Below are 14,937 nucleotides of genomic sequence, written 5' to 3' on the forward strand. Positions count from 1 at the left end.
GACGGCTAGTGGCGCCACGTGCTCGACAACCCGTTCGGCACGGGCGGACCGGCGTGACCGCTCACGCGTCAAGCCCGTCGCGGTCGGCCCAGTCGAGGAGCGTCTCCAGTGAGTACGCGGTGTCGTCGATGCCCTCGTGGAGGTCCCCGAGCTTCGCGAAACGGGCGGGCATGGTCGCGATCGTGCAGTCGCCCGGTTCCACGTCGTCGATCTCCTCCCACGTGATGGGAGCCGACACGGTCGCCTCCGGCACACCGCGCACCGAGTAGGCACTCGCGATCGTGTGGTCGCGCGCGTTCTGGTTGTAGTCGACGAAGAGGAGCCGCGGGTCGCGGTCCTTGCGCCACCACGCCGTGGTCACATCGTCCGGCGCCCGCCGTTCCACCTCCCTCGCGAACGCCAGCGCCGCACGGCGGACCTCTCCGAACCCCCATCTCGGTTCGATCCGGACGTAGACGTGCAGTCCCTGACCGCCGGAGGTCTTCGGGTAGCCGGTGATGCCGAGCTCGTCCAGCACCTCGTGGGCGACGTGCGCGACCCGCCGGACGCGGTCGAACCCGCACTCCGGCATCGGGTCGAGGTCGATGCGCCACTCGTCGGGCCGTTCGGTGTCGGCCCGGCGGGAGTTCCAGGGATGGAACTCCACGGTCGACATCTGGACCGCCCAGATCACGGAGGCCAGCTCGGTGACGCACAGTTCGTCGGCGTGCCGGTTGTAGCGCGGGAAGTGCACCCGCACGGTCTCCAGCCATGGCGGCGCGCCGTGCGGCACGCGCTTCTGGTGCACCTTCTCGCCAGCCACCCCCGACGGGAACCGGTGCATCATGCACGGCCGCTCCCGCAGCGCGCGCACGATCCCGTCGCCCACGGACAGGTAGTACCGGGCGAGATCGAGCTTCGTCTCGCCCCTGGCGGGGAAGTACACCCGGTCCGGACTGGAGATTCGCACCGTGCGGTCGCCCACCTCGAGTTCCACCGCGGAATCCTTCGCCATAGGGAGACGCTAGCCCGAACCGGCGCTTTCCGGTTGACCTGGAGCGCACTCCAGCGGTTACGGTGAGCGAGCCCAGACCCGAGCGAAGGAGAACCGCTCCATGGCACCCGCCATCGCGACCGCGCAGCGCGTCGACCGTGCCGCCCTGCTGGAGTTCCTGCGACCGCGACACCGCGGCGTGCTGATGACCACCCGCTCGGACGGCTCGCCGCAGCTCTCGCCGGTGACGTGCGGGGTTGACGAGAGCGGCCGGATCGTGGTGTCGACGTACCCCATGCGGGCGAAGGCGACGAACGCGCGCCGCGAGCCCCGCGTGTCGATGTGCGTGCTGTCCGACGAGTGGAACGGGCCGTACGTCCAGGTCGACGGGACGGCCGAGGTCCTCGACATGCCCGACGCGCTCGACGGCCTGGTGGAGTACTTCCGGTGCATCTCCGGCGAGCATCCGGACTGGGCCGAGTACCGCGAGGCGATGGCGCGGCAGAACAAGTCGCTGATCCGGATCACCCTCGACCGCTGGGGCCCGGTCGCCACCGGCGGGTTCCCCCCTGGCCTGGCGCGGGACTGACACGGCACCCCGCGCCTGGCATCGTGAGCCGTCCGACCACCACCGAGGGGAGAAGGGGTACCCGATGATCTTCATCACCGCCAAGTTCCGAGTCCTGCCCGAGCACGCGGACCGCTGGCCCGAGATCGCGGCCGAGTTCACCGAGGCGACCCGGAACGAGCCCGGCAACCTGTGGTTCGACTGGTCGCGCAGCATCGGCGACCCGAACGAGTACGTGCTCGTGGAGGCGTTCCGCGACCCCGACGCCGGCGTGGCGCACGTCCAGTCCGAGCACTTCAAGACCGCGCAGCGGACGCTGCCCCAGTACCTGGCGGAGACTCCTCGCGTCGTCAACACCACCGTGCCGCAGGACGACTGGTCCGAGCTCGGCGAGATGGCCGTGCCCTCGAAGGACTGAATGCGATGGCCGATCGGTACGAGTACAAGGTCGTGGAGATCCGCGAGAAGATGATCGGCGGCAAGATGTCGGGGGCGCGGCTCGAGAACGTGCTCAACGACCACGCCGCCGAGGGCTGGCGGCTCAAGGCGATCACCACCGCGGAGGTGAAGGGCCGCCTCGGTCCGGGCGGCGTGGAGGGAGTGCTCGTCACCTTCGAGCGCAAAGTGGGCTGAGCCGCCGCGACGACGATTCACCGGAACCGCCGAGCGGAGATGCTTGTTCCTCGCCCGGCGGTTTCTCCACGTGCCGGTGTTTCGCCGCGCGCGAGCGTCCCGGCCCGGCGCCGTCGCTCGACGGGCTGACGGGCCGGGGGCGGGAGGTGCTCGCGCTGGTCGCGCGCGGTTTGTCCAACCAGGACACCGCGACGGGGCTCGGGATCGGCCTGCGCACCGCGAAAACCCACGTCGGCCGCCTGCTCGCCAAGCCTGGCGCGCATGACCGGGCCCGGCTGGTGGTCGCGGCCTACCAGTCCGGGCTGGCCCGGCCCTGAGCGTGCGCGGTCACGTCGCCGCGGCGGCGAACGCCGCGAGCGAGGGGAACTCCCAGTCCGGGGTGACGGGCTGGCCGGGGTCGGGCGTGGCTCCCCAGCCCGGCCGGTCGTGCCGCCGGTTGATCCACACCCCGGGCAGCCCGGCCTTCCTCGCCGGGACATGGTCGTGGAAGAGGCTCTGCGCGACGTGCAGCAGCCGGAGCCCTTCGCCGCGCGCGTAGTCCGTCAGCACGTCGAAGTTGCGCTGGGCCGGCTTGTAGCTGCCCACATCCTGCGCCGTGATGACGTGGTCGAACTCGACACCGAGCCGCTCGCGACTGCCCTCGAAGCTCGCGCGGTCGACATTGGACAGAATGATGAGCCGGAACCGGCGGCCCAGCGCCACGAGCGCGTCGTGCGAGTCGCCGAACGCGGGCCAGTCCGGCACCGAGGCGCCCAGTCGCTCCGCGTCCTCGTCGCCGACGGGGTGGCCGAGCCGCTCGCCGACGGCGCGGAAGGCCTCCGCCAGCACGTCCGGATAGGGCAGGGCGGGCTGCTCCCTCGCGACCCTGGCCTCCTCGGCGGCGTAGGCCACGAGGAGTCGCTCGTCGGTCAACGCGGCGTCGAACCGGCGTGCCCACGGGCCGATGACGGCGGCGATGCCGGCCTCCCAGTCGATGAGCGTGCCGTAGCAGTCGAAGCTCAGCGCGTCGTACTCACCGAATGTTTTTGCTGTTTCAACCATTCCTCACCCTCCTGGAAGTCCACAGTGGAGTCACTGTCGGCGCTCCCTCGTGACACTGCGTCGATGTAACCCGCGCCACACTCTCCGAAGGCGCTTCCGGGGAACAAAGGGGGCTCGCGCCGTGCTGAAGATCGCGTCAGAGCCGACCTTCCTCGCTTGCCCCTGATCCGAAAGGTAGTGATGGACAGAGTCGCGTTGCAGAGCCGCCCGGCGGAATCACCCGCCGGGGATGCGACCACACCCGAACCAGGACGGGCCGAGCGGATCCGCGTGATCCTCGTGCTGGGCGCGCTCATCGCGCTGGGCCCGTTGACCATCGACATGTACCTTCCCGCGCTGCCCGCGATCGGCGAGGATCTGGACGCCTCGTCGTCGACCGTGCAGCTCACGCTCACCGGCACGCTGCTGGGGCTCGGCCTCGGCCAGCTGCTGGTGGGTCCGTTCTCCGACGCGGTCGGGCGCAGGGTTCCGCTCATCGCGGGCACCGTACTGCACATCGCCGCATCGCTGCTGTGCCTGATCGCCCCCAACGTCGGGGTCCTGGGGATCTTCCGCACGTTGCAGGGCGTGGGCGCGGCCGCCGCGATGGTCGTCGCGCTCGCGGTGGTGCGGGACCTTTTCTCCGGTAACGCAGCCGCCACCGTGCTGTCCCGGCTCATGCTCGTCATGGGCGCCGCGCCGATCCTGGCGCCGACGCTGGGCGGGGCCATCCTGCTCACCGGTTCCTGGCGCGGTGTCTTCGGTGCGCTGGCCGTGCTCGGCGTGCTGTTGCTCGTCGTGGCCGTGTTCGCGCTGAAGGAGACCCTGCCACCCGAGCACCGCAGGGCTCGCGAGGTCCGCCCGGTGCTGCGGATGTACCGGACGCTGCTCACCGACCGCGAGTTCGTGGTGCTGGCGCTGGTGGCCGCACTCGGGATGTCGGCGCTGTTCGCCTACATCTCCGGCTCGTCGTTCGTGCTGCAGGAGCAGTTCGGGCTCAACCAGCAGGAGTTCGCGCTCGTGTTCGGCGCGGGCGCGGTCGCCATCATCGGGGCGTCCCAGTTCAACGTCGTACTGCTCAAGCGGTACGGCCCGAAGCGCATCGTGCTCGGCGCTCTGGCGGCGGCCACGGCGTCGGGTGCCGTGCTGACCGTGCTCGCACTTGGCGATGTCGGCGGGCTCGCCGGATTCGTCGTACCGCTGTGGTTCGTGATGGCCGCCGTCGGCTTCGTACTGCCGAACGCGCCGGCCCTCGCGCTGTCGCGCCACGGCGAGGCCGCCGGCACCGCCGCGGCGGTACTCGGGGCCGTGCAGTTCGGTCTCGGTGCCCTGATCGCCCCGCTGGTCGGCGTCCTGGGCAACGACGGCCCCGCCATGGCGATCACGATGACGGGCGGCGCGGCGGTCGCGCTCGGCGCGCTGGGGGCCGTGGTGGTGCGTGGCCGTCGCCGGGTGCCCGAGGCGGCCCCGGCAGTGTGACCTGGCGGTTTCCGGATTACGTTGGGCAGCGGATTGACTGGCGTAACGAAGGTGTTTAACTTCGGGGCGCGGGAGTGACTCAGGCCACTCCCGCGCCCCGACTGTCAGCGGCCGGCACAGAGGCAGGACACCGCGATGGCACAGACACCCGCGTCCCCGAGGTCCGCGACCCAGCTCAGGAGGGCCGTGCTGTCGAGCTACCTCGGCAGCGTGATCGAGTACTACGATTTCCTGCTCTACGCCACCGCCGCGGCGGTGGTGTTCAACAAGGTCTTCTTCTCCAGCCTGGACCCGGTGGTCGGGACCATCGCCAGCCTGGGCACGTTCACCACCGGGTACCTGGCCCGGCCGCTCGGCGGGGTGATCTTCGGGCACTTCGGCGACCTGCTCGGCCGCAAGCGGATGCTCGTGATCACGATGACGATGATGGGCGTGGCCAGCACGCTCATCGGCCTGCTGCCCACCTACGCGCAGATCGGGGTGTGGGCGCCGATCCTGCTCGTGGTGCTGCGCGTGCTGCAGGGCATCGCGGTCGGCGGCGAGTGGGGCGGCGCGGTGCTCATGTCCGCCGAGCACGCCACCACCCGGCGGGGGCTCTGGGCGAGCTTCACCAACGCGGGTGCGCCCAGCGGCATGGTCGTGTCGACCCTCGCGCTCACTCTCGCGGCGAACCTCACCACCGACGAGCAGTTCCTGTCCTGGGGCTGGCGGGTGCCGTTCCTGCTCAGCGTCGTGCTGCTCGCGATCGGACTGTTCGTGCGGCTGAAGGTCGAGGAGACACCAGTCTTCGCCGAGACGTCGGCTCGCGGGGAACGCGGGTCGCCGCCGCTGCTGGAGGTGCTCCGCCGGTACCCGAGGAACCTCCTGCTCGCGGTGGGGGTGGGCTTCGGCGCGTTCGTCGCGCAGGGCACGCTCACGACGTACGTCGTCTCCTACGCCGTCGGCCAGGGTTTCGAACGGCAGACGGTCCTCAACGCACTGACGCTCTCGTCCGTCGGAGCGGTGCTCGGCGTCGTCGGCTACTCGGCGCTTTCGGACCGGATCGGCAGGCGGCCCGTGGTGCTCGCCGGTGCGATCGCCACGGCGGGGGTGTGCTTCCTGCTGTTCCCCATGATCGACACCGGTTCGGCCGCGATGCTCACGCTGGCCGTCGTGCTCGGCCAGTCGGTCGCGCACCCCGCGATGTACGGTCCGCTCGCGGCGCTCTACACCGAGCTGTTCGGCACCCGGACCCGCTACACGGGCGCGTCACTGGGATACCAGCTGGCCGGCCTCGGCGCGGGGATCGGCCCCGTGGTGTTCGCGAGCATGGCGGGGGCGGGCACGCTGGCGGTCTCGGCCGTGATCGGCGCCTGCTGCCTGCTCACCGTGGTGTGTGTGCTCGCGGTCGGGGAGACCCATACGGCGAGCCTGCGGGACGAGCCGGTGCCGGACTCCGCGGGCCGGCGCGCCACGGCGGGGTGAGCGCCGTGGCGCGGACCGGCCTCAGGCTGCGGCGCCGAACCACCTCGGCAGGTGGTCGAGCAGGTCCCGCTGGTCCTCTCCGGCCCAGGCCACGTGGCCGTCGGGCCGCAGGAGCACGGCCGGTGCGTTCAGCTCCTCGCTGACGTCGACGACGTGGTCGACGCGGTCCGCCCAGCCGGCCACCGAGAGCCGGCCGGTCTGGTCGAGCAGCAGCCCGCGACCACCGTGCATCAGCTCGTAGAGGCGGCCCCGCTTCAGTTCCACGTCCCGCAGCCGCCCGCCGAGCAGCTCGTGTCCCTCGCCGAAGTCGTAGCGGACGCCGATCGCGGTGATCTTCTCGATCAGGTGCCGGTTCACCTCCTCGAAGTCCATCAGCTCCGCCACCAGCCTGCGCACGGCCTGTGGGCCGGGCGCGGTGGACATCAGCTCCATCTGCGCGCGGGTGTTGTCGAGGACGTCCTCGGCCACCGGGTGCCGTTCGGCGTGGTAACTGTCGAGCAGCCCTTCCGGCGCCCAGCCCGCCACCGCTGCGGCCAGCTTCCAGCCGAGGTTGAACGCGTCCTGGAGGCCGAGGTTGAGGCCCTGCCCGCCGACCGGTGGATGGATGTGCGCGGCGTCGCCCGCCAGGAACGCCCGGCCGGCCCGGTAGCGCTCGGCCTGCCGCGTGGCGTCGCCGAAGCGGGACAGCCAGCGCGGCGAGTGCACGCCGAAGTCGGTGCCGGCGATCGCCCTCAGCTGGTGCCTCACCTCGTCGAGTGTCGGCGGGACCGAGCGGTCCTCGGCCACCCCCTCGGCGGGCACGACGACGCGGTACGCCCCGTTCCCGAGCGGTCCGACACCGAACCGCTTCTGGGTCCTGCGGACCTCGGCCACCACTTCCGCCACCGTCTCCGGCGGCACGCCCACCTCCAGCTCACCCAGCAGCGTCTCGACCCTGGCCGGCTCACCGGGAAAGCCGACCCCGAGCAGCTTCCGCACCGTGCTGCGGCCTCCGTCGCAGCCGACGAGGTAGCGCGAGCGCAGCCGCGTGCCGTCCGCCAGCTCCGCGGTCACCCCTTCGTCGTCCTGGCTCAGCCCGGTCAGCTCGCAACCGCGCCGGATCTCGGCACCGACCTCGGTTGCGTACTCCTCCAGCAGGCGATCGGTGACCGTCTGCGGGAGGCCGAGCACGTAGCCGTGCGCGGTGTCCAGCCGTTCGGGCGAGGGCTTGTCGATGCCGGCGAAGAACCCTCCGACCGGGTACCGCGTGCCGCGGGCGAGGAACCGTTCCAGCAGCCCTCGCTGGGCCAGCACCTCGATGCTGCGCACGTGCAGGCCGAGTGCGCGGACCACGGGGGTCGGCTCCGTCTCCTTGTCGAGCACGAGCACGTGCACGCCCCGCAGCCGCAGCTCACCGGCCAGCATCAGGCCGGTCGGCCCGCCTCCGGCGATGATCACGTCGTACATGTGGCCCCCTGATCGTCCCTGCGATCGCCTGTCGGCCGGAGATTCTGCGCCACGGACCGGGCCTTGCCGCAAGACCCTGGGTGCGCTATATGTTGATAGTGGCAGGGAGTCGACGAGACCCCTGCCTTTTTCGTCCGGTGTGGACGACGGGAACACTCCGGCGTCACGCGAACGCACGACTCGCGGGCGGCGCTACGCGCGTGTCGCGGCGGCGTGCTGGCGGGCGCCTCGCGTCCACGGCCACGTCATGAGCGCCCACACCCCGAGCACGAGTACGACGATCGAGAGTACGTACCACGGCCACGGGCCGAGCACGTCCACGAGCGACACCGACTCGGGTGCGCGGTTCAGGTAGCCGTAGTTGGTACCCGCGAACGCGTTGAACACCATGGCGACCGCGGCCCAGCCCGCCGTGACGGTCACGGAGAACCAGTAGCCGCGCCAGTCCGGAACCCGGCCCACGCCCCAGGTGAGGTAGACCGCGGCCCAGATGACGAGCAGATGCACTCCCCAGAACGCCACGAACGTGCGTGACGGGAAGTCCGGCCCGGTCAGCACGGGGAAGAACAGGGCCTGCGTGCTCAAGGTCAGGCACCAGAAGTACGTCAGCGCGCACGGCCATGGCCTGCGGGTCCACAGCGCGTAGGCGGCGACCGGGCCCGCGAGGTCGGACAGGTGCAGCGGGATCCAGTTCACCACCTCGCGGACGGTGATCACCGTGTAGGTCTGCACCACCAGCACCGCGGCCACCACGGCGACGGCGAAGGCACGGCTCAGGCGGCGTTCCGCCGGGGTGCCGCGCTGCCTGCGGCCGGCGAGGACCAACGCCGCGGCCCCCGCCGCGAACACGGCGAGGACCAGCCAGTGCGACAGGCCGTACGCGGAGAACTCGCCGTCAGCCACCGGTTCCTCCAGCCGGGTCGTTCACTGTCGATGGTGCCACGGCGGTGATGTGACTGGAACTCTCGCGCGGACCGTCAGGCGTGGTCCCGATGGGTGAAGAGGCGGTCCACGTGGTAGCGCAGCACCGCCTCCGCTGAGGCCGCCGTTCGCTGGCCGACGAGCACGCTGGTGCCCAGCCCGTGGGTCAGCGCCAGCAGGCGCGCGGCCTCCGCCGCGGGATCCGTGTCCTCGGCCAGCTCTCCGGCCGCCTCGCGCAGTGTCGCCGTCAGCTGTTGTTCGAGCCGCCTCGGCCCGGCGACGAACGGCTGCGCGGCCAGGTCCGGCTCGGTCATCGCGAGCACCGCGTACGACGTCCAGACCAGGTGGAACGCGCGGCTGCGCTCGTCGGTCGGCAGCGCCTCGGCGAGCAGGGCCTCGACGAACCGCCGCGCGGGCACGGGGCCGGATAGGCCGGCGAGGCGTTCCCGCCACCGTGCGTGGCTCGCCTCCTCCAGGTGCAGCAGCGTCGCGTGCAGCAGGGCGGCCTTGGTCTCGAAGTAGTACTGCACGAGCCGCAGCGACACCCCTGCCTCGGCCGCCACCGCCCGCATCGTCACGGCGTGCAGGCCCTCGCGCGCCGCGAGCCGGACCAGCGCCTCGGCGATCGTGGCACGCCGCTGAGCGTGGTCGACGGTCCTCGGCATACTCGCCTCCTTTGTGATACCGATGTATCATAACGGGACCGGCGAGACCGAGGTGCGGACATGACGGAACGCAAGCCGCCCGGCGTCAGCTTCGAGTCGTGGGTAGAGAAGCAGATCCGGGAAGCGCAGGAACGGGGCGAGTTCGACGACCTGCCGGGAGCGGGCAAACCGCTGCCCGGACGCGACCGGCCCGTCGAGGAGCAGTGGTGGCTGCGGGACTACCTGCGGCGCGAGGGCCTGCCCTCGGACGCGTTGCTGCCCACCCCGCTGCAACTGCGCAAGGAGGCCGAGCGGCTGCCGGAGACGGTCGCGTCCCTGCGCTCGGAGGAGGCCGTGCGCGAGGCGGTCAGCGCGCTGAACCGGCGCATCGTGGACTGGCTGCGCGCGGGCACGGGTCCGCGCGTGCACGTCGCGCCCGTGGACGCCGACGAGATCGTCGCAGGCTGGCAGGCGGCGCGGACTCCGCCTCCGGCCGCGCCCTCGGCGCCGGAGGCGGAGGAGCGGCCACGGCGCGCACGGTGGTGGCGCCGAAGGCGCTGAGCATTACGCCGTCGGCGAAAGTCCCAGGAAGCCGTTTCGCCGCAAGCGAATCCGGTGTCCATGCACTGTGGACGATCGGCTCGCTGCTCTAGCGTCCGCGGCATGACACAGGCACACCAATCTCCGGCGACGCTCTCCGACGCGGTCTACGACCGGCTCCTGCGACAGCGGATCATCGTGCTCGGGCAGGAGGTGGACGACGACGTGGCCAACCGCGTCACGGCGCAGCTGCTGCTGCTCGCCGCCGACGACCCGGAGGCCGACATCTCCCTCTACATCAACTCGCCCGGCGGTTCGGTGCCGGCCGGGATGGCCATCTTCGACACCATGGAGCTCGTCCGCTGCGACGTGGCGACGTTCGGGCTCGGCCTCGCCGCCTCGATGGGTCAGTTCCTCCTCTCGGCGGGCACCCCCGGCAAACGGCACGCCCTTCCGCACTGCCAGATCCTCATGCACCAGCCCTCCGCCGGGGTCGGTGGGACCGAGTCCGACATCCGCATCCAGGCGGAGATGCTGCGCGCGAGCAAGCGCGAGCTGGCCGGGCTCATCGCCACCCACACCGGGCAGCCCGTCGAGCGGATCGTCGCCGACTCCGACCGCGACCGGTGGTTCACCGCGAGCGAGGCACGGGAATACGGCTTCATCGACCGGGTGGTCGCGACCCGCGCGGCCGTCGAATCGTAGGCAGAAGGCGCTCACGCCTCGAAGCGGCCTTGAGCTCGACCCGTCGGGTCACAGCGGGACAGCCGGAAACTTCGCCGGCCAGGGGTATCACCATCCGGGCTCCGACGCGCGCACTATGGAGGCGACGGCAACGACGCTGATGGGCTGACGGCGATGACGACGACGCTCGACGACACCGGGGCCGGGACGCCGCGCCGGGACGCGGCCGACCCGTTCCCGGCCCCGACCGCGCAGGGCGGCGAGTACCCCGAGGCCGCCTTTCTCGCGGGCAACTCGCTGGGCCTGCGGCCTTCCGCGACCAGGGCCGAGCCGCTGGAGGACCTCGACAGCCACGCCGTGCGCAGTCAGGCCCGCTTCCACGGCCTCGACCCGGACGCCACCGTCGCGCGCCTGGGCCATTGCGGGGAGGTGCTCGACCCGCTCGCCCGCGAGGGCCACCCGGTGGCCACCGCGGAGGCGTGGCGGGTTTCCGGCCCGCCGATCCTCGCGATGGGTCCGGTGCGGACGTCGCTCTCGACCTTCGAGCAGATCGGCATGCCAGCGCTCCGGGCGCGCGGCTTGCGGCCGACCGGGTACCTGGCCGGGCTGCTCGACGCCGTCACCGCGACCCGCCCGCTCGCCCCGCGGGAGCCGCTCCGGTTCGGCGCCCGGCCATCGCCGCGCGCCGAGCGGGTGGGCGCTGACGAGCCGTCCCGGCGGACGCGCCTGGAGTGCGGCGTGGTCACCGGCGCGCTCGCCCGGCTCGTCGCGGAGGAACCATGACGGCGAGCGGAGACGTCGCGATCGTCGGCGCGGGGCTGACGGGCTGCCTGCTCGCCGGGTACCTCGCGCGCCGGGGCGAGCGTGTGGTGCTCTACGAGCGTCGCCCCGACCCTCGGCTGACCGGGGCCGAACGCGGGCGATCCATCAACCTCGCGCTGTCCGAACGGGGCATCGACGCCCTGCGCCGGGTCGGGCTCGACGGGAAGGTGCTCGCCGACGCACTCCCCATGCGCGGCCGGATGGTCCACTCCGCTGACGGCGTACTGGACTTCCAGCCCTACAGCGCCGACGGTCGGCGGGCGATCAACTCGATCGGCCGCGGCGCGCTCAACAACGTCCTGCTCGACGCCGCGCAGGCGCTGCCGGAGGTGGAGGTGCGATTCGAGCACCGGCTGACCGGGCTCGACCCCGCCACGGGCGCATTGACGTTCGATACGCCCGACGGGCCGCTACGCGCCGGTGCCGCCGTGGTGCTCGGCGCCGACGGGGCCGGCTCGGCCGTGCGTGGCGAGCTGCTGCGCCACGCCGCGACCGCTGAGACGCTCGACTTCCTCGACTACGGCTACAAGGAGCTCACCATCCCGGCCGTGGGCGGCGAGTTCGCGCTCGATCCGGGCGCCCTGCACATCTGGCCGAGGGGCCGTTCGATGATGATCGCGCTGCCCAACCCGGACCGCTCGTTCACGTGCACGCTGTTCTGGCCCACCAGCGGCACCGAGTCGTTCGCCTCGCTGAGCAGCCCTGCCGCCGTTGAGCGGTACTTCACCGCGCACTACCCCGATGTCGTGCCGCTGCTGCCGCACCTGGTCACCGAGTACCGCGAGAATCCCGTCGGACTGCTCGGCACCGTGCGCTGCGCGCCGTGGCACGCGAGTGGCCGGGTGTGCCTGATCGGCGACGCCGCGCACGCCATCGTGCCGTTCTACGGGCAGGGTGCCAACTGCGCGTTCGAGGATGTCGTGGTGCTCGAACGGTGCCTCGACGACACCGGCGGCGACTGGAGCGCGGCGCTGCCGCTCTTCGACCGGGAACGCCGCGCCGACACCGAGGCGATCGCGGAGATGGCATTGGCCAACTTCGTCGAGATGCGCGACAAGGTCGCCTCGCCGCTGTTCAAACTCGGCAAGCGCGTCGAGCACGCTCTGGAGCGGGCACTGCCGGGACGCTACGCTTCCCGCTACGAGCTCGTGTCGTTCTCGACCGTCCCGTACTCGGCGGTGTGCCGCCGGGTACACACCCAACACCGTCTGCTCGGCGCAGCGGTGGCCGGCGCGCTCGGCCTCGCGGGCGCCGTGACCGCACTCCGGAGGCGATCGTGACTGACACGCTGCGGCACTTCATCGACGGGGAGTTCACCGGCTCCGCCAAGGACTTCCCCAAACTCAGCCCCGTCACCGGCGAGATGCTGTGCCGGGTCGCCGAGGCCGGTGAGTCCGATGTGGACGATGCGGTCGCGGCGGCGAGGCAGGCGCTGCGCGGGCCGTGGGCGCGCACCACGGAGCTGGAGCGTGCGGCGGTGCTGCGCCGCGTCGCCGACGAGGCCGAGCGCCGCTTCGACGACCTCGTGGCGGCGGAGGTGGCCGACACCGGCAAGCCCGTGGATCAGGCCCGGACGCTCGACGTCCCGCGCGCGGCGGCGAACTTCCGCGCGTTCGCCGACATCGTCAGCGCGGCGGCGGGGGAGTCGTTCCTCACCGGCACCGCGGGCGGCGGCCGGGCCCTCAACTACGCCGTGCGCAAACCGGTCGGTGTGGTCGCCGTGATCGTGCCGTGGAATCTGCCGCTGCTGCTGCTCACGTGGAAGGTCGCTCCCGCGCTCGCGTGTGGCGACACCGTGGTGGTGAAACCCTCCGAGGAGACGCCGTCCTCCGCGGCGGTGCTCGCGGAGATCGTGCGCGACGCCGGGTTGCCGCCGGGCGTGTTCAACCTCGTGCACGGATTCGGGCCGGATTCGGCGGGGGAGTACCTCGTGCGGCACCCCGGTGTCGACGCGATCACGTTCACCGGCGAGTCCGCCACGGGCGCCACGATCGGCCGCTCGGCCGCCGACGGCGTCAAGGCCGTGTCGTTCGAGCTGGGCGGCAAGAACGCGGGCATCGTGTTCGCCGACGCCGACCTCGACGCCGCCGTGGCCGGCACCGTCCGCTCGGCGTTCACCAACGGCGGCCAGGTGTGCCTGTGCACCGAGCGGCTCTACGTGCAGCGCCCCGTGTTCGAGGAGTTCACCGAGCGGCTCGCCGCCCGCGCGAGGGAAGCCGTGTTCGGCTGGCCCACGGACCCCGGGCTCACCACGATGCCGCTGATCTCCAGGGACCACCGGGAGAAGGTGCTCGGCTACTACCGGCTCGCCCGCGACGAGGGCGCCGAGGTGCACGTGGGCGGCGACCATCCGGTGTTCGGCGACGCCCGCGACGGCGGCGCGTACGTGCGCCCGACCGTGCTCACCGGGCTCGGCGAGCACACCAGGACCAACCGCGAGGAGATCTTCGGCCCGGTGTGCCACGTGGCGCCCTTCGACGACGAGGACGAGGCCTATGCGCTGGCCAACGACAGCGACTACGGCCTCGCCGCGGCGGTGTGGACCCGCGACGTCGGCAGGGCCCACCGCGCCGGGTCCGCGCTCGACGTCGGGCTGGTGTGGGTCAACACGTGGTTCCTGCGTGACCTGCGCAGCCCCTTCGGCGGCACCAAGGCCTCCGGCATCGGGCGCGAGGGCGGGCTGCGCTCGCTCGACTTCTACACCGAGACCACCAACGTCTGCGTCGACCTCGGCTGAAAGGGGACCCATGGACGGCAACGGCGGCACACGCGCCGCGCGCACGGTCGCGGGCAAGGCAAGGCCCCGCGGCCGGTACCCGCACGTGAAGGTCGCGAACGGGTTCGCGTTCCTCTCCGGCACCAGCAGCCGCAGGGCCGACAACACCATCGCGGGCGCCGACGTGGACGAGCTGGGCACCACCGCGCTCGACATCCGCGAGCAGACCCGCGCCGTCATCGGCAACCTCCGCGATGTGCTCGCCGAGGTCGGCGCCGGGCTGGAGGACCTGGTGTCGGTCACGACCTATCTGGTCTCGATGAACGACTTCGGCGGCTACAACGCCGTCTACGGCGAGTTCTTCGACGAGAACGGGCCCGCCAGGACCACCGTCGCGGTGCACCAGCTGCCGCATCCGCACCTGCTGATCGAGATGTCCGCCGTGGCCGTGCTGCCGCGGTCCACAATGGAGTAGGAGGACGACATGACCGAGACGACCGGCATCACCGCTCCCGTCCACTTTCCCGGCTGGCTCGAGCAGAACCAGGCGCTGCTGAAACCGCCGGTCGGCAACAAGCAGCTGTTCCCGGGGTCGCAGGACTTCATCGTGATGGTGGTTGGCGGGCCCAACGCGCGCACCGACTTCCACGTCGACCCGTACGAGGAGTTCTTCTACCAGATCAAGGGGAACATCCACGTCGACATCGTCACCGAGAACGGCGTGGAGCCCGTGCACATCCGCGAGGGCGAGATGTGGGTGCTGCCCCCGAACGTGCCCCATTCGCCGCAGCGGCCCGAGGCCGGCTCCATCGGCATCGTCATCGAGCGCGTCCGCAAGGAGGGAACGCTGGAGAAGTTCCAGTGGTACTGCCCGAACTGCTCTGCGCTCGTGTACGAGGTCGAGCTGCAGGTGCGCGACATCGTGGCCGACCTGCCGCCGGTGTTCGAGGCGTTCTACGCCGACGAGCAGGCGCGCGTGTGCCGTGCGTGCGGCACCAAGCACCCGGGCAAGGGCTGATGCCGTCGC

Annotated in this window: 18 protein-coding genes; 13 read left to right on the forward strand and 5 right to left on the reverse strand. The window is 71.7% G+C overall.

The features are described 5' to 3' along the window. Nucleotides 1-61: 61 nt before the first annotated feature. Nucleotides 62-994, reverse strand: coding sequence for a non-homologous end-joining DNA ligase (ligD, locus tag FCN18_RS12940; protein ID WP_112268639.1), 933 nt, complete (start codon nt 992-994; stop codon nt 62-64). 100 nt (nt 995-1,094) lie between these two features. On the opposite strand from ligD, the gene FCN18_RS12945 reads away from it, so the two are divergent. From FCN18_RS12945 to FCN18_RS40125, 4 genes are all read left to right on the forward strand, one after another. Next, nucleotides 1,095-1,562: a PPOX class F420-dependent oxidoreductase gene (locus FCN18_RS12945; RefSeq protein WP_112268641.1), complete on the forward strand. Its 468-nt coding sequence runs from the start codon at nt 1,095-1,097 to the stop codon at nt 1,560-1,562. 64 nt (nt 1,563-1,626) lie between these two features. Further along, nucleotides 1,627-1,959 (forward strand): putative quinol monooxygenase, encoded by a 333-nt coding sequence (locus tag FCN18_RS12950; protein WP_112268643.1) that lies wholly within the window; start codon nt 1,627-1,629, stop codon nt 1,957-1,959. Nucleotides 1,960-1,964: 5 nt separating this feature from the next. Further along, entirely contained in the window at nt 1,965-2,174 is a 210-nt protein-coding gene (locus tag FCN18_RS12955) for a DUF4177 domain-containing protein (RefSeq protein ID WP_112268645.1), read from the forward strand. Nucleotides 2,175-2,299: 125 nt separating this feature from the next. Beyond that, nucleotides 2,300-2,491 carry a response regulator transcription factor gene (locus FCN18_RS40125; protein ID WP_407675778.1) on the forward strand — a complete coding sequence of 64 codons (192 nt, stop codon included), beginning with the start codon at nt 2,300-2,302 and terminating at the stop codon, nt 2,489-2,491. A 10-nt stretch (nt 2,492-2,501) separates the two neighbouring features. Here the strand turns inward: FCN18_RS40125 and FCN18_RS12965 are convergent, their stop codons facing one another. Beyond that, complete coding sequence (locus tag FCN18_RS12965) at nt 2,502-3,215, reverse strand: haloacid dehalogenase type II (protein WP_112268649.1); 714 nt, start codon at nt 3,213-3,215, stop codon at nt 2,502-2,504. Between the two features lie 180 nt (nt 3,216-3,395). Here FCN18_RS12965 and FCN18_RS12970 point away from each other — a divergent pair, with 180 nt between their 5' ends. After that, nucleotides 3,396-4,673 carry a multidrug effflux MFS transporter gene (locus FCN18_RS12970; RefSeq protein ID WP_137095147.1) on the forward strand — a complete coding sequence of 426 codons (1,278 nt, stop codon included), beginning with the start codon at nt 3,396-3,398 and terminating at the stop codon, nt 4,671-4,673. 135 nt (nt 4,674-4,808) lie between these two features. After that, entirely contained in the window at nt 4,809-6,137 is a 1,329-nt protein-coding gene (locus FCN18_RS12975; protein WP_137095149.1) for an MFS transporter, read from the forward strand. Nucleotides 6,138-6,158: 21 nt separating this feature from the next. On the opposite strand, the gene rox is transcribed toward FCN18_RS12975, so the two are convergent. The 3 genes from rox to FCN18_RS12990 all read right to left on the reverse strand — a co-directional run bounded on the left by rox (nt 6,159) and on the right by FCN18_RS12990 (nt 9,169). Further along, nucleotides 6,159-7,583 (reverse strand): rifampin monooxygenase, encoded by a 1,425-nt coding sequence (gene rox / locus FCN18_RS12980; protein ID WP_137095151.1) that lies wholly within the window; start codon nt 7,581-7,583, stop codon nt 6,159-6,161. 192 nt (nt 7,584-7,775) lie between these two features. After that, nucleotides 7,776-8,486 (reverse strand): YwaF family protein, encoded by a 711-nt coding sequence (locus FCN18_RS12985; RefSeq protein WP_228713917.1) that lies wholly within the window; start codon nt 8,484-8,486, stop codon nt 7,776-7,778. A gap of 74 nt (nt 8,487-8,560) precedes the next feature. Continuing rightward, nucleotides 8,561-9,169, reverse strand: coding sequence for a TetR/AcrR family transcriptional regulator (locus tag FCN18_RS12990; RefSeq protein WP_112268658.1), 609 nt, complete (start codon nt 9,167-9,169; stop codon nt 8,561-8,563). 60 nt (nt 9,170-9,229) lie between these two features. Here FCN18_RS12990 and FCN18_RS12995 point away from each other — a divergent pair, with 60 nt between their 5' ends. From FCN18_RS12995 to FCN18_RS13025, 7 genes are all read left to right on the forward strand, one after another. Beyond that, on the forward strand, nt 9,230-9,709 hold the full coding sequence (locus FCN18_RS12995; RefSeq protein WP_112268660.1) for a DnaJ family domain-containing protein: 480 nt from the start codon (nt 9,230-9,232) through the stop codon (nt 9,707-9,709). A 102-nt stretch (nt 9,710-9,811) separates the two neighbouring features. Then, nucleotides 9,812-10,393 (forward strand): ClpP family protease, encoded by a 582-nt coding sequence (locus tag FCN18_RS13000; protein WP_137095156.1) that lies wholly within the window; start codon nt 9,812-9,814, stop codon nt 10,391-10,393. 153 nt (nt 10,394-10,546) lie between these two features. Beyond that, nucleotides 10,547-11,155 carry a hypothetical protein gene (locus tag FCN18_RS13005; RefSeq protein ID WP_137095158.1) on the forward strand — a complete coding sequence of 203 codons (609 nt, stop codon included), beginning with the start codon at nt 10,547-10,549 and terminating at the stop codon, nt 11,153-11,155. Continuing rightward, nucleotides 11,152-12,474 (forward strand): FAD-dependent oxidoreductase, encoded by a 1,323-nt coding sequence (locus tag FCN18_RS13010; protein WP_137095160.1) that lies wholly within the window; start codon nt 11,152-11,154, stop codon nt 12,472-12,474. Before FCN18_RS13005 ends, FCN18_RS13010 begins: the two co-directional genes overlap by 4 nt. Further along, on the forward strand, nt 12,471-13,931 hold the full coding sequence (locus FCN18_RS13015) for a 2-hydroxymuconic semialdehyde dehydrogenase (RefSeq protein WP_206077883.1): 1,461 nt from the start codon (nt 12,471-12,473) through the stop codon (nt 13,929-13,931). Before FCN18_RS13010 ends, FCN18_RS13015 begins: the two co-directional genes overlap by 4 nt. Nucleotides 13,932-13,941: 10 nt before the next feature. Then, nucleotides 13,942-14,385 (forward strand): RidA family protein, encoded by a 444-nt coding sequence (locus FCN18_RS13020; RefSeq protein ID WP_113644618.1) that lies wholly within the window; start codon nt 13,942-13,944, stop codon nt 14,383-14,385. Between the two features lie 9 nt (nt 14,386-14,394). After that, a complete protein-coding gene (locus FCN18_RS13025) occupies nt 14,395-14,928 on the forward strand; it encodes a 3-hydroxyanthranilate 3,4-dioxygenase (protein WP_112268668.1) in 534 nt (177 codons plus the stop codon). The last annotated feature ends 9 nt before the right edge of the window (nt 14,929-14,937 follow it).

Origin of the sequence: Prauserella endophytica (assembly GCF_005146945.1) — a bacterium.
Taxonomy (GTDB): domain Bacteria; phylum Actinomycetota; class Actinomycetes; order Mycobacteriales; family Pseudonocardiaceae; genus Prauserella_A; species Prauserella_A endophytica.